This window comes from Vibrio sp. 10N.222.52.C12 (genome assembly GCF_041474215.1).
Classification (GTDB): domain Bacteria; phylum Pseudomonadota; class Gammaproteobacteria; order Enterobacterales; family Vibrionaceae; genus Vibrio; species Vibrio crassostreae_C.
The window spans coordinates 1-1140 of sequence record NZ_JBFRTR010000196.1; the positions used below are offsets into that span (position 1 = coordinate 1).

Below are 1140 nucleotides of genomic sequence, written 5' to 3' on the forward strand. Positions count from 1 at the left end.
CGCCATAGTCGTTTGTTATATTTGCGGTTGCTCTTGACCTTTGATGTTCTGAATTGCACTAAGCTTCTCATAAAGGGCAACAAGGAGAGCACTTTTTTCCTGAATAGTTTCATAAGGAAATATTGCATCTGTATGTCGAACTAATGTGTTCTTAAAAATTCCAACGTCACTAAGTTGCTTTTTATACTCGCGATCTATAATGTTATATTTCTTGAGTACATTTGCCATACCTCGCCAATTACCACCTTGCCCTAAACGATTAATCTCGTTTTCATCCGCGACTTCCATCGCGCTGATGTGAAGCAGTTTAAGTAACGTATTCCACGCACTAATAAATTGTGCATGGACTTCATCACGATTCACTGCAATATTTTCTGCGACTTCGTTAACTTGTTCTTCAGATATGTGGATTTTGTCTAGGTTATTTACCGCAGCTTCAAGTTTTTCATTAAGCTCATGGCAAATTTTTTTAATCTCTTCAAACTCTTGCTCTAAAATAAATCGATTATGAGCAACCTTATTTCTAAGCTCATAAAGCCTTTTCCAACGAACTTCTAAAAACTCACTAGTGCAATCAACTAAAGAAGCAAAATAGCGTTCCCAGTTTGACTGAGGGACAAACTCTTTCAACTCAGCAAGATCCAAGTCTTCTGCTGATTCTGCGGTCTTAATTTTGTCGATTACGTTCTTGTAATCCAGTGACGCATAAGTACTAAACAGAAATTTTGAAAGTTGAATAAAGTCTACCTCGTAAAGGAAGTTTGTACTTTTAGGTTTAGCACTTTTTATGGAATCTACGACTTCTTTTGGTGTGCTATCTTTAGACCAACCTAAACCAACGTTAGTTAACATAAACTTCGTAATCAGCTTTCTCATTTGATTTTCGGTACGATGAATTACCGGGTAAGCAGCAATACAGCGCTCTGAGCTTATTTCGTCTAACAGCGTTTCTACTGGTTGACCACTCACTTTAGACAATATCGTACGTAACAATTTCAGAAAATCTTGAAATTTACTTAAATCATCTCCACAACTAGTTACTTCAATATGAAAAAAACGATGATTAGCATCGTCTGAATTTCCCAGTTTAACTGCATAACCAAACTGACACCCAAGATAAGCCCTATCTGGCAGGGTAGA

Annotated in this window: 1 protein-coding gene; it reads right to left on the bottom strand. The window is 37.0% G+C overall.

Annotated features, from left to right (window positions below):
- Window positions 1–15 precede the first annotated feature (15 nt).
- Window positions 16–1140 (bottom strand): hypothetical protein (locus tag AB4623_RS23610; RefSeq protein ID WP_372147476.1); only part of this gene is annotated, 1125 nt, incomplete at its 5' end.